Here is a 19,742-nt window from a genome sequence, read left to right as displayed (position 1 = left end):
CGGTTAGCGCATGACTATCGCTGACCGTTTGCTGGGCGCGCTGATCGGCGCGGCCGAATTGTGCACCGTCGAGATCGGGCGCGAGCTCGGCCTGTACTCCGCGCTGCGGGACTCCCCGCTGACCGCGGCCGAGCTCGCCAAGACGGCCTCGATCGACGAACGCTATGCCCGGGAGTGGCTCGAACAGCAGGCCGCGGCGGGCTTCCTGACCAGCGCGGACGGGGTTTCCTTCGCGCTGCCGGCCGAGACCGCGTCGGTGCTGCTCGACGAGGGCGGCCCGGACTTCCTGGGCACGGCGGGCGAGTTCGCGGTCGGGCTGGGCCTGCTCACGCCCCGGGTGATCGAGGCGTTCCGGACCGGGGAGGGCGTGCCGTACTCCGAGTACGGGCGGCACATGCGGCACGGGATCGCGTCGTTCAACCGGCCGATGTTCGCGCACCAGCTCACCTCGGAGTGGCTCCCGGCCGTGCCGGAGGTCGACGCCCGGCTCCGCGCCGGCGGGGCCCGGGTGCTCGACCTCGGCTGCGGGGTGGGGCACTCGTCGGTGGCGATCGCGCTGGCCTACCCGGCGGTGACCGTGCGCGGCATCGACCTTGATCCCGCATCGATCGAGGAGGCTCGCCGGACCGCGGCGGCGGCCGGTGTGGCCGACCGGGTGAGCTTCACGCTGGGCGACGCCGCCGTCGAGGGTGAGCGGGGCTACGACCTGGTGACCATCTTCGAGGCGCTGCACGACATGGGCGATCCGGTCGGGGTGCTGCGCAACTGCCGTCGCCTGCTCGCCGAGGGCGGCAGCGTCTTCATCGGCGACGAGCGGGTGTCCGACGAGTTCACCGCGCCGGCGGGGGAGATCGAGCGCTTGCAGTACGCGTTCAGCGTCCTGCACTGCCTGCCGGCGACCCGAGCGGAGAACCCGGTCCACGCCCACGGCACGATCCTGCGCGCGCCGACGGTGATGGAGTGGGCCCGCGCGGCGGGCTTCGACGACCCGTCGGTCCTCGACATCCCCAACGATTTCTGGAGGTTCTACCGGCTGCGCTGAGCGGGGCGAAAAGGGGAGCCGATCTTGGGTGGGGGCGTCGTAGGGTCGGGCCGTGCTGGTTCGGGTGCTGGGGCCCCTGGAGGTGAGCGGCGCGGGTGGGCCGGTTGCCGTGGCCGGGCACAGCCAGCGGACGGTGCTTGCGCTGCTCGCCCTGCACGCCGGGCGGCCGGTGGGAGTGACGGCGCTGATGGACGCGCTGTGGCCGGAGGGGCCGCCGGCGGCCGCGCGGAACAGCCTGCAGTCGCATGTGGCCCGGCTGCGGGCGGCGCTGGGGACGCCCGGGGTGATAACGCTGGAGCCGGCGGGGTATCGGCTGGCGGTCGAGCGGGCGGCGGTCGACGCGCTGCGGTTCGAGGACCTGCTCAAGGACGACGCTGCGGTGGCGGAGGCGGTGGGGCTGTGGCGTGGGGAGCCGCTGCCGGAGTTCACCGGGGAGCCGTTTCGAGGATTCGCTGCCCGACTGCGCGGGATGTATAGGGAAGCGTTGGCGCGGGGTGCTGCGGGCGACCTTTTAGGGCGGCTTGTGGAGGAAGTGCACGGGGACGCCTCATGGGAGGCTGGGGCGTGTGCGCTTGCGGAAGCGTATGCGCGGGGTGGGCGGCGCGGGGAGGCGTTGGAAGCGCTGCGGCGGCATGCGGATGCTGTGGTGGAGCGGCTGGGGATCGATCCGTCGGAGCGGGTGCGGGCGCTTCAGGTTGCGGTTTTGCGGGGTGAGCTCGAGCCCGCGCCGCACGCGAGAGTGGCCCTGCGGCCGCGACCCGGCGCTCAGGTCGCCTTGCGCGGCGGGGGCTTGGCCGGACGCGTACCCATGCGATTCTCGTCCTTTGTAGGCAGAGAGCGTGAGGTGCGGCAGCTCGCGGAACTGCTCGCGGAGCCGGGCCTGGTGACGGTGACCGGGCCCGGCGGCGTGGGCAAGACGCGGCTGGTGGCGGAAACCGTGCGCGCGGGACGTCTGGTGGCGTGGGTGGACGCGGCCGACGTGGGTCCGGAAGACCTGGTCGAAGCCGTGGCGGTGGCGGTGGGGGCGCGGATCGGGCCGATGGACGAACCGATGGGGGCGCTGTCGCGGGCGGCGGAGGGGTTCTCGGTGGTGGTGCTGGACAACTGCGAGCACGTCGTGGAGATGGCGGGGCTGGTGGTTTCGGCGCTGAACGGACTGAGGGTCGTGGTGACCAGCCAGGAACGGCTGCGGGTGGACGGGGAGAAAGTGCTCGCGCTGGCGCCGTTGGGGGAGGAGGCGGCGGCGCGGTTGTTCGGGGATCGGGCCGGGGTGGTGGCGGAGCCGGAAGCGGTGGGGGAGATCGTGCGGCGGCTTGATCTGTTGCCGTTGGCGATCGAGTTGGCGGCTACGCAGGCGGCGGCGCTGGGGGTGACGCCGTTGCGGGAAAGGCTGGACGATCGGCTGGATCTGCTGGTGCGCGGGGCTCGGGGCGGGGACGTGCGGCATCGGACGCTGCGGGCGGTGGTGGACTGGTCGTTCGGGCTGCTGGAAAGGGACGGGCAGGTGGTGTTGCGGCGGCTTGCGGTGTTCGCGGGGGCGTTCACGGTGGGGCAGGCCGAAGCGGTCGTGGGGGACGCGGTGGTTTCGCGGGAGAAGGTCGCGGCTGTGCTGGCCTCGCTGGTCGAGCGGTCGCTGGTCGTGCGGCACGGGCCGGGACGGTTCCGGTTGCTGGAGACGGTGCGGGCCTATGCGGGGGAGGGGCTGCGGGAGGACCGCGCGGCGACGGTGGCGCGGCACGCGGCGGCGATGGTGGCGGCGGCCGAGAAGCTCGACCGGGAGATGCACGGCCGGGGTCAGGCCGAGGCGGTGCGGCGGATCGATGGGCTGCTGCCGGATCTGCGGCTGGCGTTCGCGCGCGGGTCGATGGACGTGCGGGTGCGGCTGGCGGCGGCGATGTACCGGTACGGGTATCGCTGCCAGCAGTACGAGGTGTTGCGGTGGGGGCGGGCGGCGATCGGGGTGAAGGGGCATCCGAGGACGGGGGTGGCGTTGGCGGCGGCGGCCACGCACGCCTGGGGGCGCGGGGAGTTGGAGGAGGCTCGATCGCTGGCCTTGGCTGCTGAGGGGTGTGCGCCGGCTTACGAGGTGCTGGGGGACGTGGCGCTGGTGAGCTGCGACGCTTCCGCCGCTATTTCATATTATAGCGCGATTTCTGGGTCGCCGACGCTGGCGGTGTCGGCGCTGGTCGGGGAAGCGCTGGTGCACGCCTGGTCGGGGGAGGCGGCGCGGGCGGTCGACCTGGCGCGCTCCGCCGTGGACATTTCCGATTTATCGGGAAATCCTAGTGCGCGGGCGGAGGCTCGCTACGGGCTTGGCGAAGCGCTGGGCGATGTGGAGCCGGCGCGGGCGCTCGCGCTGCTCGCCGAGGCGGCCTCGATCGCTGCGGAGACCGATGACCGCCTGTTCCGGGCGGCGGCCGAGACGGCGGCGGTGGCCATCCGCAGCCGGCACGGCGATCCGGTCGCGGCGCTGTCCAGCTTCCGGGACGTGCTCGCGCTGTGGCGGCGGGCCGGCAACGACACGTTGCAGACGGCGGCGCTGCGGAACCTCGTCGTGCTGCTCGTGCGGGTGGGCGAGGACGAGACCGCGGTCCTGGTGGACGCGGCGCTGCCGCCGGCGGGCGTCTATCCGGCCGAGGCCGAACGTCTCGAGCGGGCCCGGCGGGCGGCGGGCGAGCGGCTGGGCGCCGAGCGGGTGAACGAGTTGCGGAGGCTGGGCGCGCACCTGACGCCGGGGCAGGTGGTCGAGGCGGCCGCGCGGGCTATCGAGGAGGCTCTGGCGCGGTCGTGAGCTGGGGGCCGCGCCGGCGGATGACTTAATTGCCGCCCAGGCCGGCCTCGCGGGCGCGGACGATCGCCTCGGCGCGGTCGGCGACCTGAAGCTTGGCGAAGACGTTGGAGACGTTGTTGCGCACCGTCTTGGGCGAGAGGAAGAGGATCGTGGCGATCTGCGCGTTGGACCGGCCCGCCGCCAGCAGCTCGAGGATCTCCCGCTCCCGGGCGGTGAGCTGCGGGAACGCCTCGGTTGGCGCGGGCGGCCCGGCGGCGAAGAACTCGGCTATCCGCCGGGCCAGCGTGACGCCGAAGACCGCGCCGCCGCCGGCCACTGTGGTGATCGCCCGGACGATCTCCTCCTGCTCGGCGCCCTTCACTAGATAGCCGCGGGCGCCGGCCCGCACGGCCGCGAACACCGTCCCGTCGTCCTCGCTCATGGTGAGCACCACGATGCCGGTCTCGGGGAGGTCGGCGGCGAGCCGGCGGGTCGCCTCGACGCCGTTGAGCCGCGGCATCTGCACGTCCATCACCACGACGTCGGGACGCAGCCGGGTCGCGGCCGCGACCGCCTCGACGCCGTCCGCCGCCGTGCCCACCACCTGGAGCCCGTCGACCGAGGCCAGCAGGACCGCCAGGCCGTCCCGGAAGATCGGGTGGTCGTCGGCAACCAGAACGCGGATCACGCGGGTGCTCCCATCGGCAGCCGGGCGCGGACCGCGGTGCCGCGTCCGTCCGGGCACTCTATCCGGCAGTCCCCGCCCAGCTCGGCGGCCCGCTCGCGCAGCGACACCAGCCCCACCCCGCTGGCCGTGCCGGGCCGGATGCCCACGCCGTCGTCGATCACCTCGACCACCAGCTCGTTGCCGTCGAGCGCCAGCCGCACCCGGCAGGTGCTCGCCCCGGCGTGCCGGGCCACGTTGGTCAGCGCCTCGGACGCGATGCGGTAGGCGGCGACCTCCACCGCCGCCGGCAGCGGGTCGAGGTCGTCGCGGCCCTCGACGGTGATGGCCAGGCCGGGCGCCCGCAGCTTGGCGGCCTGCTGGCGCACCGCGTCGAGCAGGCCTACGTCGTCGAGCGCCGGCGGCCGCAGGTCGTGCACCAGCCGGCGCACGTCGGCGACCGCCGCGGTCAGGTCCTCGCGGGCCTGCTTGAGCGCCTTGTCGGCCTCGGCCGGGTTGCGGGTGGCCAGGTTGCGGGCGGCGTCGATGCGCAGGCCCACCCCGCCGAGCGCCGGCCCGAGCCCGTCGTGCAGGTCGCGGCGCAGGCGGCGGCGCTCCTCCTCGCGGGCCGCGACGATCTGCTCGCGGCTGCGCTGCAGCTCCTGCGCCAGCAGCGCGGAGCGGGCGGCGACCGCGGCCTGGCGCACCACGTCGCCGAGCAGCCGCTCGTCCCGCGTGCTCCACCACACGCGCGCGTGCGCCGGGAGCAGCACCCGCCCGACCGTCTCGCCGCGGTAGGTGATCGGCAGCTCGCGGAACGGCCGGGTCTTCTCGCCGTGGGTGACGCACAGCTTGGTGCCGGTCAGCCCGTCGACCTCGACGGTGACGAACGACGAACGGAACGCGGTCGCGACCGTGGCGGCCACGGCGTCCAGCTCGGCGGCGGGGGAGGGCGCCCGCTCCATCTGCTCGGCGAGGCCCGCGATCACCCGGTAGGGATCGTCGCGCCGGCCCAGCGTCAGGCGGCGGATCGCCAGCCAGAGGCGGTGCCGCAGCGGGCCGTACGCCGCCATCACCAGCAGCAGCGCCAGCACCGCCGCGTCCCGCTCGGCCAGCCGCTCGCCGAGCAGCGCGCCGGTCGCGCCGAGCACACAGGCGTCCACCGCCAGCACGGTGACCGCCATCGCGGCGTACAGCAGGGTGCCGCCGAGCAGCCGGTCGATGTCGAGCAGGCGCGGCCGGACCAAGGCGACCGCGATCGCCCCGCCGGTGAGCGCGATCGCCGGGCCGATGGTGACGCCGGCCAGCTCCGGGACCACCACCTGGGACACGATCACCAGCACGTCGACGACAGCGGCCCAGGTCAGCCAGCGCAGCGCCAGCCGGTCGTCGCCATCCGCGGCCCGGTAGCGGCGGACCACCACGACGAACGAGCCGATCACGCCGAGCGGCAGCAGCAGCCAGGCGCCGGCGAGCAGGGGCGGCCACCAGCCGTCGGGCAGCGGCAGCGAGGCGGGGTCGAGGTCGAGGCCGCGGAACGGCGCCGGCAAGGGGGCGCCGTCGCGCGCTTGCGCGACGCCGGACGGGACGATCAGCGTGAGGAGCGGCGCGAGCGAGGCGGCGGCCATTGACGCGTACGCGAAGACGCGCCACCGCCCCTCGGGAAGTTTGCCCGTGGGATAGATCAGGAGCAGCAGCGGCAACCAGATCAGCAAAGCGGCGCCGAGCCGCTGGTAGACCCAGAAGGCGGCCGCGGCGCCCGGCCGGCCGGAGTACGTCGCATAGGCCAGCCAGGAGCCCGCCGCGCCGTCGAGACACCAGTGCAGGCCCGAGCCGCAGAGCAGCCACGCCACCGGCTGCCGCGGGAAGCGGTACAGCAGGATCGCCCCGGGGATGACCAGGCCCAAACCGGGGATGCCGGCCGTCCAGCCCAGGTCGACATCGAGGATCTCGCGATGGGCGGCCGGCACCCGCGCGTCCAGGATCGCCGCGAGCACGGTCAGCGCGACGGCGGCGACGAGGACGCCGGTTGCCTTCTTCACGCGGACATCGTCGCAGCTCAGGTGTCCCGGGGTCAGTGGGCGGATGTCCCGGGCCACCCGGGACATTCCGCGGGACCGCTTCGGTGGCGCTCGGCCCTGCCCGCCCGGGACGGGTCCCGGCGAGAGTTCTCCCATCGCTGAAGCACTTAGGGAGAACAACACCATGTCTGTCACCGTCACCCCGGCACTGGCCCGCACCGACGAGACCCCGGCCGCCGTCTCCGGCGTCCGCCGCACCGGCTGGTTCGTCGCCGCCGGCGCGGCCATCTGGGCCGGCTCGATGGCGCTCTACAACCCGCAGACCACCGACCCGACCGGCATCCTGGTCAACGACCTCGGCGCCCTGCCGTTCCAGGCGGGCCTGTTCGCCCTGGTCACCACCCAGCTGCGCACCTCCGCGACGGGCACGTCGAAGGTCGCCCGCGGCATGCTGCGGGTCGAGTACGTCCTGCTGGCGCTCGCCACCCTGTGGAGCGTCCTGCACGCGGCGATGCCCGGCTCACGCGACGCCGTCTGGATGCACGCGCTCGACATGTTCTGGCCGCTGTCGATGCTCGGCATGTTCATCATCGGCGTGAAGATCGCCTTCACCGGCCGCTGGCGCGGCGCCGCCCGGTTCTGGCCGCTGGTCGCCGAGAGCTGGGCCGTCGTCACCGTCCCGGTCATGGGCATCGCCGGCGCCACCGCCGGCCAGTTCGTCGGCGTCGCGCACCTGCTGGTCGGCTACGCCACGCTCGGCCTGATCCTGGCCCTGCGCCCGCACCTGACCGGCGCCGAGGGCTGAGGTTTGCGCCGGCGCGCCACTCTGGGCCCATGACCGTGGTGCGCCGGCGGGTGATGATGTCGGGGCTGCTGGCGGCGTTCCTGACCCTCGCCGCCGGCCTGCTCAATCTCGTTCTGTCCCAGGGCTGGCTCTGGGTGCTGGTCTTCGCCGCCGTGTGCTACCCGGCCGTGCGGGCGTTCGGCCGTGAGCGCGAGGGTGCGCCTAAGGGCCCGGCGGGGGAGGGCGCGGCGAAGGAGCCGTGGCGGCCCGAGCTCGTCGCGGCCGGCGTCAGCCTGGTGGCCGTCCTTCTGCTGGTCCCGTTCGTCCCGAGCGGCCTGGCCGCCTACACGATCGCCGCCGCGGTCGTGCTCGCGGTCTACGCGTCGAGTGCCTGGTGGTTCGGCCGCCGGGCGTGACCGCGCTAGCGTTCGGCGCATGCGGGTGAGTCTGCGCGGCAGGCAGGCCGGGCGCCGGGTCGACCTGGCGCTCGGCCTGCTGCTGGCGGCCGGCGTGCTCACCGGCACGGCGGCCAACACCATCGGGGTCAACTGGCCGCTCGACCTGATCCAGCTGCACGCCGCCGCCGCACTGGCGATCCTGCTACTGGCGCCCTGGAAATACGTGGTGATCCGGCGCGGTCTGCGCCGCACGCGACGGCGGCGGGCGACCAAGGCTTTGTCGCTCACCCTGGCCGCGTTCGTGCTGATCACCATCGGCAGCGGGCTTCTCCACTCGACCGGCCGGGTCGAGTTCGTCGGGCCGCTCACGCTCATGCAGATCCACGTCGGCGCGGCGATCGGCGCGCTGCTCGCCGTGACCGCCCATTTCTTCGGCCACGCCGTGCGCCCGCGCCGCACCGACGCCGACCGGCGGGCCCTGCTGCGGCTCGGCGTGCTCGGTGGCGCGGCCGCCGTCGCCACCGCCGCCTGGGACACCGCGGCCGTGGCCGGCGGGCGCCGCTTCACCGGCTCGGTCCCCAAGGCGTCGCTCGAGGTCACGTCCTGGTTCGACGACGGCGTCCAGCGGATCGACCCGGCGCGGTGGACCCTGCGGGTGGGCTCGGTGACCTTCGACCTGGAGGCGATCCGGGCCCTGCCGCACGAGCGCTTCACCGCGATCCTCGACTGCACCAGCGGCTGGTACAGCAGCCAGGACTGGGACGGCGTCCGGCTGAGCACGCTCATCGCCGCCGCCGGCCTCCCCAAATCCGGCTGGCGCAGCCTCGAGGTCCGGTCCACGACCGGCTATGCCCGCTGGTTCGGCGCCGCCACGACCGACGACGTCTGGCTGGTGACCGCCGTCGCCGGCCGACCGCTCTCGTACGGTCACGGCTTCCCGGCCCGCATCGTCGCGCCCGGCCGCCGCGGCTTCTGGTGGGTCAAGTGGGTCACCTCGATCGAGCCCTCCGCGCGCCCGCCGTGGGCTCAGTTCGTCTTCCCCTTGAGCTGACCGGCGGCTAGCAGCCTCTCCAGGCTCGTCAGGTCGCCGCTGCGCGACGCGGTGGCGAAGGCGCGCGTGAGATAACCGCGGGCCGGCGACTCGTACGGCCGCCGCCCGGCGACGGCCACCCGCGCCCGGGCCCGCGTCACGAGTTGCCGCGCGTTGGCCTGGCTGGTCCGCAGCAGCTCGGCGATTCGCGCGTACGGGTACTCGAACCCCTCCCGCAGCACGTACGCGGCCCGCTCGGCCGGCGGCAGCCGCTCGACCACCAGGCCGACGGCCGACTCGATCGCCTCCCGCCGCTCGGTCTCCGCGTGCGGCCCGGCCCCCCGGTCGGCCGTCTCCACGTGCTGGTCGGGGGCGACATAGCTCTCGTGCCGCCGGCGCGCCGACTGGACCAGGTTGATGGCCAGCCGGCCGGTGACGGTGGCCAGGAACGCCTCGGCGTTGATCACCGCGCCGCGGTCCGTGCGCTGCCAGCGGAGCCACACCTCCTGCACGATGTCCTCGGCCTCGTCCGCGTTGCCGACGATCCGGCGCGCGATCGCGACCAGGCGCGGCCGCGCGCGGACGAACTCATCCAGGTCCTCGCACGTCCAGGTGCTCATCGGGACACCCCCAGCGCGGCGGCCCGGATGACGTCGGCGGTGGTGCCCGGCTGGGACATGTGCACGGCGTGGCTCGCGGCCACCTCGACCACGGTCGCGCCCGCGCGGGTGGCCATCTCGCGCTGCGCCGCCGCCGGGATGATCCGGTCGTCGGTGGCCACCAGGGACCAGCTCGGCTTGGTGCGCCAGGCCGGCCGGTTGACCCGGCCCGCGGCCGCGTCGACGCCCCACGGGACCTGCGCCGCGGCCAGGTAGCGCGCCTCGGCGTACGGAAGATCGGCGGCGAACGACTCCGGGAACCTCTCCCGGTCCAGGAGCAGGAATCCGTCCTGGGACGGCAGGGCCGGCGGAAGCAGGCCCAGGGTGCTCACCGACTCGTACGCGTCGGGCAGGTAACCGGCGATGAAGGCCAGCGCGGCCACCGCGTCGTGGGTGCCGGCCTCGGTGATCACCGCCCCGCCGTACCCGTGGCCGGCCAGGACGCAGGGACCGTCCTGCGCCCGCAGGACCCGCAGCGTGGCCAGAACGTCGCCCGCGAGCGACAGCGTGGGGTTCTGGACCACGGTGACCCGGTAGCCGTCGGCGGCGAGCAGGTCGTGCACCGCTCGCCAGCCCGACCCGTCCTCGAAGGCCCCATGGACGAGAACCACATTTCTCAGAAGCGACATGCCACGCAGAGTCCGGCGGGGGGTGTGGGGGAGGCATCAGGGATAACCCTCGACAGGGCGAGGGAGCCCTGGGGATGATGGGCCCCGTGAGTGACCTGGCAGCCGAGCTGGGGTTCTTCGGCCGCGAGGACGCCCTGCACGCCGTGACCGACCTGATGGAGTCCGGCGGCAGCGCGGTCGCCACCGGCGATCCCGGCGCCGGCAAGAGCAGCCTGATGAGGGTCGCGGCCCGGCTCGCCCAGGGCCGGGGGCGGCGGGTGCTGTCGGTGACGCCGACGCAGTTCGAGCAGGGCCTGCCGTTCGCAGGGCTGGCCGAGCTGGTCGGCCAATGCCCGGAGGACGCGGACAGCGACCTTCCGGGCCCGCAGCGGCGCGCGCTGGCGGTCGCCCTCCACCGCGCCGAGCCGGCCGGCGGCGAGGTCGACGCGCTGGCGGTGCCCCTGGCCGCACGGGGATTGCTGACCCGGCTGTGCGAGACCGAGCCGATCGCCCTGCTCGTCGACGACCTTCAGTGGCTCGACGAGGCGAGCCTCGGCAGCCTCGGCTTCGCGCTGCGCGGCCTCGCCGTCGAGCCCGGGCGGCTGAGCGTGCTGGTCGCGACGCGCCCGGACCCGTACTCCGGAACCGACCTGATCCGGTCCCTGGCCGAGCCGCGGCGGGAGTTCGTGCTGCCGCCGCTCGCGGACGACGCGGTCGGGCAGGTCCTTCGCGACCGGCTCGGCCCGCGGTGGACGCCGCCGCTGGCGGCCGGCGTGGCCCGGGCCAGCGGCGGCAACGCGCTGCTGGCGCTGGAGATCGCGCGGGCCATGGAGGCCGGCCCGGCGCACCGGCGCTCCGGCGTCGTTCCGGTGCCGCCGAGCCTGGCTGACCTGCTGCGCGAGCGGGTGGAGCGGCTCCCGCGCGACGCCCGGGAGGTGCTGCTGCTGGCCTCCGCGGCCGGGCGGCTCACGATGGCGCAGGCTTTGGGGATCGTCGAGGGGGCCCGGCTGCGGGAGGCGCTCGAGGACGCGGCCGACGAGGAGGTGGCGAGCGTCGGCGCCGGATCGGCGATCGTCTTCACCCACCCGCTGATGGCGTCGGCGGTCTACGACGCCGCCACGCCGGGCGAGCGTCGCCGGGCCCACCGCAAGCTCGCCGAGGCGCTCCAGGATCCGGTGGAGCGGGCCCGGCACCGTTCCCGCACGGTCACCGCTCCCGACGAGGCGGTCGCGGCCGAGCTGGAGCGGGCCGCCGAGATCTCCCGGGGCCGCGGCGCCCAGCGGCTGGCCGGCGAGCTGCTGGAGGGCGCCGCCCTGACCACCCCGGACGGCGGCCTCGACCGCTGGTTGCGGGCCGTGGACGTCTACGGCGACGCCGGCGACGAGATGGCGGCCCGGGCCGCCCTCGACAAGGGGTCGGCGCTCGCGACGCTTCCCGAGGAGCAGGCGCAGGTGCTGGCGCGGCGGGTCCGCCTCGCCGGGGACGTGGCCACCGCCCGGTCGCTCGCCGAGCAGGCGCTGCCGCTGGCGCCGCCGGGGACCGCGATCCGGGCCGGGATCATGAGCGTGCTGGCGGCGCTGTGCCGCCTGCAGGGTGACGGCACCCGGGCCCTGGAGATGGCGCGGACGGCGGCCGCCGAGGCCGCCGCGCTCGAGCAGTGGGAGACGCAACTGGCCGCCCTCAGCGAGCAGGTGTCGATCGAGCGGCACTGGGGCGTGGGGCAGCCTGAGCAGACCTTGCGGGAGATCGAATCCCTGGCCGAGCGGGCCGAGCCGCCGCTCTCGGCGTCGTGGCTGGCCTTCATCCGCGGCTTCTTCGCCGACCGGGACGACCAAGAAGCCGAGCGACGCGTACGGGACGGCATCGCGTGGGCCGTCGACGCCGGCCGCTACGGCGAGCTCTCCCTGCTGTACGTGGCCCTCGTTCTCATCCTCATCCGGTCGTCCAAGGTGGACGATGCCCGCGCCGCCCTCGACGAGGCGGCCCGCACCGGCGCCTGGACGGCGGCCAGCCGCGACTGGTCGGCCGCCTACACCTCCCAGGAGGCGATGGCCCGCGTCCTGGTCGACGGCTATTCCGGCAACCTCGACGTCGCCCGCGAGTGGGCCCGGCGCGCGGTGGCCGAGCCGCGCATCCGCGAGTCGACGTACTGGCGCGGCGGTTTCCTGGCCCAGCTGGGCTTCGTCGAGACCTCGGCCCGCGACTGGCAGGCGGCGCTGGAGCCGCTGCGCGAGCTGGCCGGCATCTTCGCGAGCACCCGGATGGTCGACATGGAGGCCCTGCTGTGGGCGGTCGACTACGCCGACGCCGCGCTGCAGACCGGCGCGATGCCGGAGGCCGACGCGGCCATCGCCGTCCTGCGCCACCAGGCCGCCGCCGGCCGGCCCGAGGCCGCGGTCGCCGCCGACCGCTGCGAGGCGCTGGTCCGGGCCGCCCGCGGTGACGTCGACGACGCCCTGACCCGACTCCGCGCGATCGTGGAGACCGGCGCCGAGTGCCCGTTCGAGGCGGCCCGCTCCCGGCTGGCCCTGGGCCAGGTCTACCGCCGCGCCGGCTACAAGGGCCTGGCCGGCGAGACGCTGAACGCGGCGGCGACGACCTTCGAGGAGCTGGGCATTCCCCGCTGGGCCGAGCGCGCGCGGCTCGAGGCCGGCCGGATCGGGTTGCGTCCCACCACGAGCGGGCTCACCGAGACCGAGCGCCGGGTCGCCGAGCTGGTCGGCGCGGGGCACTCCAACCAGGAGACCGCGGCCGAGCTGTTCATGTCGGTCAAGACCGTCGAGGCCAACCTGACCCGCATCTACCGAAAGCTCTCGGTCCGGTCGAGGACGGAGCTGGCTAACCTCATGACGGCCGGTGTTCCGGAACCGTAGGCCATTGACTGGCCTCTATCGGGGACGCGAGGATCGTTACTTCACGTCCTGAATTTACCCCCGAGGGGCCCGCCAGATGTCCCGTACCAGAATCGCGGCCGTGTTCGCCGCGGTCCTCGCCACCGCCGGCCTGAGCGCCCCGGCCCACGCGGCCGCCGCCACCACCGTGCAGGTCTACCTCAGCTCCGAGTCCCGCACCGCCGGGTACGAACCCAAGAACGGCAACTGGTACACCAACCCGGCGACCGGCCTGGCCGGCACGCCCTACCAGCTCAGCCGCCAGGCCGACCTCGCCACCGCGGCGGCCGGCGGTTCCGCGACCATCACCGTCGACACGACGCAGCAGTTCCAGACCGTGCTCGGCGTCGGCTCCTCGCTCGAGGAGTCCACGATCTACAACCTCTCCCGGATGAGCGCGGCCGGCCGGGACGCCGCCCTGCGCGCGCTGGTCGACCCGGTCAACGGCGCCGGCTTCAACGTCGTCCGGATCACGCTGGGGACCAGCGATTTCACGTCGCACGACTTCTACACGTACGACGACGGCGCGGCCGACCCGACGCTGAGCCGCTTCTCCATCCAGCGCGACATCGACTACCACATCATCTCGACGCTGCAGCAGGCCCTCGCGATCAACCCGAACCTGAAGATCTTCGCGAGCGCGTGGAGCGCGCCGCCGTGGATGAAGACCAGCAACAACATCATCCGGGGCAGCCTGCTCAGCCAGTACATCCCGAACCTGGCCGCCTACTACGGCAAGGCCGTGCGGGCGTACGCGGCACAGGGCATCCCGATCTACGCGCTGACCCTGCAGAACGAGCCGCTGTTCGAGCCCGCCGACTACCCCGGCATGCTGGTGACGGCCGACCAGGAGCGGCAGCTGGCCAAGGCGGTCCGCGCCGAACTGCCGACCACCAAGATCTGGGCGTTCGACCACAACTTCTCCGAGGGCGCCTCGTACGCCGCCGGCGTGCTCACCGCCGACGCGCGCTCCTCGGTCGACGGGATCGCGTTCCACGACTACGCCGGCGACCCCTCGGCGATGGCGACGGTCAAGGCGTCGTACCCGGAGAAGGACGTGCTGATGACCGAGCGCTCGGTATGGGGCACCGCGGGCGCCGACCGGATCGTGCAGTACTTCCGCAACCAGGCCACGCTCTACGAGGGCTGGGTGTCCATGCTGGACCAGAACCGCTCGCCGGAGCGCTGGTCCGGCTCGCCCGACCCGACCATGCTGGTGCAGAGCCCGTCGAGCCCCGACACGTTCTGGAAGCTGCCGGACTACAACATGGTGGCCCAGTTCTCGAAGTTCGTGAAGCCGGGCGCCAAGCGGGTGGCCACCGGTTACGGCTCGACCGGCACGGTCACCGACGTCGCCTTCGTCAACCCCGACAACTCGCTGGTCACCGTCGTGGTCAACCAGACCTCGGCGAACCAGTCCTTCACCCTGCGGGCCGGCGCGCGCCAGTTCACCGCCACCTTGCCGGCCAAGACCACCGGGACCTACGTCTGGGCCGGGGCGGGCGACGCCGGTTCCGGGCCGTCTCGCACGGGCCAGATCACCGGGTACGGCGGAAAGTGCGTCGACGTCGCGGGGGCCAACGCGGCCAACGGGACGGCGATCCAGCTGTACACCTGCAACGGCTCCACCGCGCAGACCTGGACGGCCGGCGCCGACGGCACGGTCCGCGCCCTCGGCAAGTGTCTCGACGTGGCCGGGGCCAACTCCGCCAACGGCACCAAGGTCCAGCTGTACGACTGCAACGGCACGGCTGCCCAGCAGTGGGCGCCGAACGCCGACGGCACCCTGCGGTCGCTCGGCAAGTGCCTGGACGCCACCGGCCCGAGCTCGGCCGACGGCACCCGCCTGCAGATCTGGGACTGCTTCGCCTCCGCGAACCAGAAGTGGACCCTGCCGGCCTGACCTGGCTCCAGCCGCATCCGGGGATACGCTCGCCGGATGCAGCTGGAGATCGCGGGGCTGGTGTTGGCCGCGGGAGGCGGGCGCCGCTACGGAATGCCCAAGGCGCTCGTCGCGTACGAGGGCAAATTGCTCGTGGAGCGCGCGGCCGAAACCCTCCGCGAAGCCGGTGTCGCGACCAGCGTGGTGGTTCTCGGGGCGGAAGCCCCGCGCGTGCTCGAGACGGCGACCGGCCTGCCGCGGACGGTGGTCAATCCGGACTGGGAAAGCGGTCTCGGATCGTCGCTCCGGGCGGGACTGCAAGCGCTGGGGGAGACGACCGCCTCGGCGGCGGTGGTGCTGCTGGTCGACATGCCGCACGTGACCGCGGCGTCGGTGCGGAGAGTGACCGCCCTCGCCTCGCATGACGCTCTGGTGATGGGTGGCTACGACACGCGGCGTGGTCATCCGGTGCTGCTCGGGCGCGACCACTGGGCCGGCGTGATCGCGACGGCGAGCGGCGACAAGGGCGCCCGCGACTACCTGCGGGCCCACGCCTCGGAGGTGAAGGTCGTGCCGGTCGACGATGTGTCCGACGACTTCGATCTGGATGTGCCGTTGCGCGCGCTGCTGGACGATCTCTACGCCGAGGGCAAGGCGTTCGATGCCGGCCAGTCGGATCGCCGCGACCGCCGCCGCAACCTGGAGCCCGATGCCGCCGAGCTCCTCACCATGGTCCTGCGTATCGGCAACGCGAGGGACGTCGTAGAGATCGGCACCTCGAACGGTTACTCCACTTTGTGGCTAGCGGACGCTACCCACGGCACAGTGACCACCGTCGACGTTGCCCCGCCCACAGAAGCGCGTGCCAACGCCACTCGCGCGGGCCTCTCATCCAAGATCATTTTCGAGACGGCGGACGGCGGCGACTTCCTGGCTGCCCGCCCCGACGACAGCGTCGACCTGCTGTTCCTCGACGCCGACCGCCCCGAGTATCCCGGCTGGTGGCCGCACCCCAAGCGGGTCCTGCGCCCCGGCGGCGTCCTGGCGATCGACAACGTGCTCTCGCACCCCGGCGAGGTGGCCCCCTTCCTCCGGCTGATCGCGGACGATCCGGCGTTCACCGCCACGACCGTCGCCGTCGGAAAGGGGCTTCATCTCGCCGTGCTCGGCCGTTAGCGCAGGCCGTTCCGGATCGCGACCTTGACCAGCAGCTCGTAGTCGTCCGAGATCAGCCCGGTGACGCCCAGGTCGATCACGCGCTGCATGGTGGCCTCGTCGTTGACGGTGTAGGGCACGACCTTGAGGTCGTACTTCTTCTCCAGCACCGGCGCGGTCGGCCCGAAGAAGTAGGCCGGGTTCTGCCGCAGATACCAGTCGTCACTGACCACGGTTCCCTGGTTCGGGTCGTGCACCTGCCAGTTCGACGACACCGTGCTCGCCCCCGACGCGCGGACCAGCGCGCCCAGGTCGCGGTAGCGCCACCAGTCGAGGCCGCCGGTCCACGGGCTCTTCACGCTCGGGTTGCCGTAGACCGCCGCGAGCGAGCACTCGTCGGCCAGCGACGTGCATTCCGCCGGACCGTACTGCCAGACCAGGGCGACCGTCTCGATCCGGCGGTCCAGCGTGCGGGCGTACCGGATGGTCCGCCAGTCGAAGGACTGGATGGTGGCACGGCGGGCGAAGCCCGCTTTCCCGATCGCCGCGACCAGCTTGCGGGTGAAGACCTGATAGGACGCGGTGTCGTTCACCAGCGGGCTGATCTTCGTTTCGATATTCATCCGTACGTCGTCCCGGCCGCTGCGCCGGACGAGCGCGAACACCTCGTCGAGCGTCGGGATGCGGGCGCCCGGCACGGCGACCTGCTGGGGGAACTCGGGCAGCGTCTTCGAGCCGCAGTCGATCGTCTTGATCTGCGCGAGCGTCAGGTCCTTGACCAGCTTGCCCACGTACGGGAACTGCGGGTCGCCCGGCGTCACCGGCGCCGTGTCGACGCAGTGCGAGGCGTTGATCGAGCGGTCGTGCAGCACCACGAGCTGCCCGTCGGCGGTGACTCCGGTGTCCAGCTCCAGCGTCGACACCGCCGGGTCCGCGAGCGAGTGGGCGAAGGCCGGCAGCGTGTTCTCCGGCCGGGTGGCCCGTCCGCCGCGGTGCGCTTGAACATCAAAGGGTGACGCGTACGCCGTCGGCAGCCGGAACCCACGATCAGCCAGCAGCGCGCGCAGCCGGTCCGGGTAGTCCGTGATCAGCCCGTCCACGCCGTCGTCGATCAGTTTGCTCATCGTCGGCACGTCGTCGACGGTCCACGGGATCACCTTGATGCCGTACTTGTGCGCGTGCTTGACCATCTCGGCCGTGACGTAGGGCTTGTAGGCCGGGTCGGTCACCTTGCCGTTCTGCGGGAACCCGTGCACCGGCGAGAACGCCGACGCCCCGAACGTCCGGATCGCCCTGATCGGGTCGCCACCGAAGTCGTCGATGTCGATCCCGCCCAGCCACGGCGACGCGCCCGGCTGGCCGGTCTGCAGGAAGTCGTAGTTGGTGAGCGCTACCAGCGGCAGCCGCGGCTCGACCTGGCGCATGCGCATCAGCGCACCCCAGTCGAAGCTCTGGATGGTGACCTGCCGCAGCAGACCCGCCTTCCGGATCTCGGCCGCGGTGACCCGCACGAACTGCTCCCGCGGCGCGGTCTCGGCGGGAGCGCCGGCCTCGACCTTCGTCTCCACGTTGAGCTTCGTGCCCGCGTGGTACCGCTTCACCAGCGCGAAAACCTCGCTGAGCAGCGGGATCCGCGCGCCCGGCACGGTGAGCTGCCCGGGGAAGTCGGCCAGTTTCTTCGAGCCGCAGTCCAGCGTGCGAACCTGCGCCATCGTCAGCGTGTTGATGTACTTGCCCACGTACGGGAACTCCGGGTCACCCGCGCTCGCCGGCGCCGTGTCCGCGCACTTCGTGCCGGTCACCCGCCGATCGTGGGTGACGACGGCCTGGCCGTCCTCGGTGATCTGCACGTCCAGCTCGAGGGTGCTGACCCCCAGCTGAAGCGCGTTGCCGAACGAAGCGAGCGTGTTCTCGGTCCGAAGCCCGATGCCGCCCCGATGAGCCTGGAGATCGAAGCTCTTGCCCTTGTCGTGCGCTATCGCCGGGGCCGGCAAGCCGACCAGGAGACCTGCTACCAGGAAGATCGCAGTTTTCCGCAACATGGTCGATCAGCCTCGCCGCCGCACGAGGCCCGCACCGAAGCGCCGGACAACATTTCAACAAACATCTATTCAACGATCATCGGTGTCTCCGCCGAGGAAGGCGTGTACGGCGGAGATCACGACGGATCCCTCTCCCACGGCGGAGGCGACCCGCTTGACCGAGCCGGCGCGCACGTCGCCGACGGCGAAGAGCCCGGGCACCGACGTCTCGAACGCTCCGCGGGTCGCCACGAAGCCCTTGTCGTCGAGCTCGACGCCCACGTCGTGCAACCAGGTGGTGGACGGGAGCGCGCCGATCATCAGGAACAACCCGCCGGCCGTCAGGTGGACGTCCCGCTGCCCCTCCCGCCAGGTGAGGTCGGTGACCCGGTCCTCGCCGCCCACCGAGGTCAGCTCCGACCGGGGGTGAACGGTGATCCGGTCCTGGTGGAGGAGCCGCTGCGCCAGGTAGCTCGACATCGTCTCGGCCAGGTCGTCGCGGCGGATGAGCACGTGGACGTGGTCGGCATGCCGGGAGAGGAAGAGCGCGGCCTGGCCGGCCGAGTTGGCGCCGCCGACCACGACCACCTCCTGGCCGAGGCAGGCTCGCGCCTCGATCTCGGTGGCCGCGTAGTAGACGCCGCGGCCCTCGAATTCGGCCAGCCCGGGAATCGGCAGCCGCCGGTACTGGACGCCGCTGGCGACCACCACGGCGCGGGCGGAAACGTCGGTCTGGTCGTCGAGCCGGACCCGGAATCCGTCCGGCATCCGCGACAACCCGGTGACGGAACGGGGGAAGACGAGCCGTGCCCCGAACTTGACCGCCTGCAGCATCCCCGACCGGGCCAGCTCGTTGCCGGCGACGCCGCGCGGAAAGCCCAGGTAGTTCTCGATCCGCGAGGACGTGCCGGCCTGCCCGCCCAGGGCCACGTCCTCGACGAGAACGACATCCAGTCCCTCGGAGGCGCCGTAGACGGCGGCCGCCAGCCCCGCCGGTCCGGCCCCGACGATCAGGAGGTCGCATCGCGCCTGGTCGGAGACCCCGCACAGGTCCAGGCCGGTGGCGGTGGCCAGGTCGCGGGTCGACGGATCCGCGAGGACATGCCCCGCTCCGGTCACCACGGCCACTCCCGACCCAGGAAGCGCGGTCGTGGCGGCGAGGCCGGCCCAGGCACCCTCGTCGGAGCGCAGCACCGTCCGGTAGGGAAGGTGGTTCCGCTCGGCGAACTCCTGCAGTCGTCGCAGCTGGTGATCGTCGTCGCCGGCCAGGACAAGGCCACCCTCGCCCCAGCGGGTCAGCATCCGCCGCCGGGCGTCGAACGCGGAAACCAGCAGGTCACCCAGCTCCACCGAGGTCGCGACGAGCCGGAGCAGGTCCTCGACGCGTACGCGTAGCAGCGTGCTCTCCGCCATCGCCACGCCGGCCAGGTAGGCGGGCTGCCCCATCAGCATCCCGAGCTCGCCGACGAAGTCGCCGGGCTCGACCACGACCACGATCCGGTCGTCCCGCCGATCCAGGAGGCCGATCCCGCCGGACAGGACGACGTAGAAGTCGTAAGACTCGCCGCCGTCCCACAAGACCTCACCGGCCCCGGGCCGGATCACCTCGCCGACCGCGTCCAGCAGCTTCCGCTCATCCGAACCGAACGAGGGCCAGCTCAGAACGTCGATCTCGTCGTCACGCCGAGACGAATAGCGCGTCCGCTCATCGGGTGCCGGCACAGTGCTCACAGAGATCGAAAATACAAGGTGCGGGCTCGTACAACCTCCTGTGTCGGAGGACCGTCTTATCAGGCGAGAAACCGAGCGAGGGGTGA

The 19,742-nt window shown here is 73.0% G+C and carries 14 protein-coding genes; 8 read left to right on the top strand and 6 right to left on the bottom strand.

Annotation, left to right across the window (positions count from 1 at the left end):
* Positions 1-10 precede the first annotated feature (10 nt).
* The gene (locus tag ACQPZX_RS38845; RefSeq protein WP_433367017.1) at positions 11-1,042 is read left to right on the top strand and encodes a class I SAM-dependent methyltransferase; all 1,032 of its coding nucleotides are present in this window, start codon (positions 11-13) and stop codon (positions 1,040-1,042) included.
* A 52-nt stretch (positions 1,043-1,094) separates the two neighbouring features.
* Positions 1,095-3,833: a winged helix-turn-helix domain-containing protein gene (locus ACQPZX_RS38840; protein WP_433367014.1), complete on the top strand. Its 2,739-nt coding sequence runs from the start codon at positions 1,095-1,097 to the stop codon at positions 3,831-3,833.
* A gap of 25 nt (positions 3,834-3,858) precedes the next feature.
* Here ACQPZX_RS38840 and ACQPZX_RS38835 read toward each other — a convergent pair whose 3' ends face one another.
* Positions 3,859-4,500, bottom strand: a complete 642-nt coding sequence (locus tag ACQPZX_RS38835) for a response regulator (protein ID WP_433367011.1) — start codon at positions 4,498-4,500, stop codon at positions 3,859-3,861.
* Positions 4,497-6,518 carry a sensor histidine kinase gene (locus tag ACQPZX_RS38830; RefSeq protein WP_433367009.1) on the bottom strand — a complete coding sequence of 674 codons (2,022 nt, stop codon included), beginning with the start codon at positions 6,516-6,518 and terminating at the stop codon, positions 4,497-4,499. Before ACQPZX_RS38830 ends, ACQPZX_RS38835 begins: the two co-directional genes overlap by 4 nt.
* 163 nt (positions 6,519-6,681) lie before the next feature.
* On the opposite strand from ACQPZX_RS38830, the gene ACQPZX_RS38825 reads away from it, so the two are divergent.
* Genes ACQPZX_RS38825 through ACQPZX_RS38815 form a run of 3 tightly spaced genes read left to right on the top strand, consistent with a single transcriptional unit; the run spans position 6,682 to position 8,730 of the window.
* Positions 6,682-7,302, top strand: coding sequence for a hypothetical protein (locus tag ACQPZX_RS38825; protein WP_433367006.1), 621 nt, complete (start codon positions 6,682-6,684; stop codon positions 7,300-7,302).
* A 29-nt stretch (positions 7,303-7,331) separates the two neighbouring features.
* Positions 7,332-7,697 (top strand): hypothetical protein, encoded by a 366-nt coding sequence (locus ACQPZX_RS38820; protein WP_433367003.1) that lies wholly within the window; start codon positions 7,332-7,334, stop codon positions 7,695-7,697.
* 19 nt (positions 7,698-7,716) lie between these two features.
* On the top strand, positions 7,717-8,730 hold the full coding sequence (locus ACQPZX_RS38815; RefSeq protein ID WP_433367000.1) for a molybdopterin-dependent oxidoreductase: 1,014 nt from the start codon (positions 7,717-7,719) through the stop codon (positions 8,728-8,730).
* Here the strand turns inward: ACQPZX_RS38815 and ACQPZX_RS38810 are convergent.
* Entirely contained in the window at positions 8,706-9,329 is a 624-nt protein-coding gene (locus ACQPZX_RS38810; protein ID WP_433366998.1) for a sigma-70 family RNA polymerase sigma factor, read from the bottom strand. The two genes, ACQPZX_RS38815 and ACQPZX_RS38810, sit on opposite strands and share 25 nt — an antisense overlap.
* Positions 9,326-9,997, bottom strand: a complete 672-nt coding sequence (locus ACQPZX_RS38805; protein ID WP_433366996.1) for an alpha/beta fold hydrolase — start codon at positions 9,995-9,997, stop codon at positions 9,326-9,328. The genes ACQPZX_RS38810 and ACQPZX_RS38805 overlap by 4 nt, the downstream gene beginning before the upstream one ends.
* Positions 9,998-10,083: 86 nt before the next feature.
* Here ACQPZX_RS38805 and ACQPZX_RS38800 point away from each other — a divergent pair, with 86 nt between their 5' ends.
* The 3 genes from ACQPZX_RS38800 to ACQPZX_RS38790 all read left to right on the top strand — a co-directional run bounded on the left by ACQPZX_RS38800 (position 10,084) and on the right by ACQPZX_RS38790 (position 15,925).
* Complete coding sequence (locus ACQPZX_RS38800) at positions 10,084-12,849, top strand: helix-turn-helix transcriptional regulator (protein ID WP_433366993.1); 2,766 nt, start codon at positions 10,084-10,086, stop codon at positions 12,847-12,849.
* A 76-nt stretch (positions 12,850-12,925) separates the two neighbouring features.
* Positions 12,926-14,770 carry a ricin-type beta-trefoil lectin domain protein gene (locus tag ACQPZX_RS38795; protein ID WP_433366990.1) on the top strand — a complete coding sequence of 615 codons (1,845 nt, stop codon included), beginning with the start codon at positions 12,926-12,928 and terminating at the stop codon, positions 14,768-14,770.
* 36 nt (positions 14,771-14,806) lie between these two features.
* Positions 14,807-15,925, top strand: a complete 1,119-nt coding sequence (locus ACQPZX_RS38790) for an NTP transferase domain-containing protein (protein WP_433366987.1) — start codon at positions 14,807-14,809, stop codon at positions 15,923-15,925.
* Here the strand turns inward: ACQPZX_RS38790 and ACQPZX_RS38785 are convergent.
* Positions 15,922-17,946: a glycerophosphodiester phosphodiesterase family protein gene (locus ACQPZX_RS38785; RefSeq protein ID WP_433366984.1), complete on the bottom strand. Its 2,025-nt coding sequence runs from the start codon at positions 17,944-17,946 to the stop codon at positions 15,922-15,924. The two genes, ACQPZX_RS38790 and ACQPZX_RS38785, sit on opposite strands and share 4 nt — an antisense overlap.
* 69 nt (positions 17,947-18,015) lie before the next feature.
* Complete coding sequence (locus ACQPZX_RS38780; RefSeq protein WP_433366982.1) at positions 18,016-19,656, bottom strand: FAD-dependent oxidoreductase; 1,641 nt, start codon at positions 19,654-19,656, stop codon at positions 18,016-18,018.
* Positions 19,657-19,742: the final 86 nt, after the last annotated feature.

The organism is Actinoplanes sp. CA-142083 (genome assembly GCF_050942195.1).
GTDB lineage: Bacteria > Actinomycetota > Actinomycetes > Mycobacteriales > Micromonosporaceae > Actinoplanes.
This window is presented reverse-complemented; position numbering and strand designations above follow the sequence as displayed.

Excerpts from the sequence above, each read along its gene's own strand:
- ACQPZX_RS38845 (WP_433367017.1), top strand. The coding sequence starts at position 11 with ATGACTATCGCTGACCGTTTGCTGGGCGCGCTGATCGGCGCGGCCGAA.
- ACQPZX_RS38825 (WP_433367006.1), top strand. The coding sequence starts at position 6,682 with ATGTCTGTCACCGTCACCCCGGCACTGGCCCGCACCGACGAGACCCCG.
- ACQPZX_RS38820 (WP_433367003.1), top strand. The coding sequence starts at position 7,332 with ATGACCGTGGTGCGCCGGCGGGTGATGATGTCGGGGCTGCTGGCGGCG.
- ACQPZX_RS38815 (WP_433367000.1), top strand. The coding sequence starts at position 7,717 with ATGCGGGTGAGTCTGCGCGGCAGGCAGGCCGGGCGCCGGGTCGACCTG.
- ACQPZX_RS38810 (WP_433366998.1), bottom strand. The coding sequence starts at position 9,329 with ATGAGCACCTGGACGTGCGAGGACCTGGATGAGTTCGTCCGCGCGCGG.
- ACQPZX_RS38805 (WP_433366996.1), bottom strand. The coding sequence starts at position 9,997 with ATGTCGCTTCTGAGAAATGTGGTTCTCGTCCATGGGGCCTTCGAGGAC.
- ACQPZX_RS38795 (WP_433366990.1), top strand. The coding sequence starts at position 12,926 with ATGTCCCGTACCAGAATCGCGGCCGTGTTCGCCGCGGTCCTCGCCACC.
- ACQPZX_RS38790 (WP_433366987.1), top strand. The coding sequence starts at position 14,807 with ATGCAGCTGGAGATCGCGGGGCTGGTGTTGGCCGCGGGAGGCGGGCGC.
- ACQPZX_RS38785 (WP_433366984.1), bottom strand. The coding sequence starts at position 17,946 with ATGTTGCGGAAAACTGCGATCTTCCTGGTAGCAGGTCTCCTGGTCGGC.